We start from the raw sequence: 266 nt of genomic DNA, 5'->3' as shown, positions 1-266 counted from the left end.
AAGTAGTTCTGCGCAAACCCGTTGCTCTCACTGCCGATGGCTAACTGCGCATCGCGGGTGTTGTAGCTGCCGTAGCCGAACCGGCCATCTGTGTAGTTGCCGCCCTGGCGCGTGCCGAAGTTCACGTTGCCGCCAATGTTGTGCAGGCCATAACGCGGGTCGTTGGTGCCACGCACCACTTCGATGAAACTGATTTCCAGCGGGAACAGCATGTCGATGAAGCGCTGGTTGCCGCTGTGGACGTTGCTGGGCACGCCGTCGATCAG

At 60.2% G+C, this 266-nt stretch carries 1 protein-coding gene; it reads right to left on the bottom strand.

Going from position 1 to position 266, the window contains the following annotated elements; translation table 11 throughout:
- A partial coding sequence (locus tag ACPYOM_RS22680) for a TonB-dependent receptor plug domain-containing protein (protein ID WP_481347693.1) occupies positions 1-266 on the bottom strand: 266 nt, incomplete at both ends.

The sequence above is a fragment of the Monashia sp. HAY1-2A genome, assembly GCF_056755315.1.
Note: the sequence above shows the minus strand (reverse complement) of the source record. Positions and strands in the feature narration are given on the sequence as shown.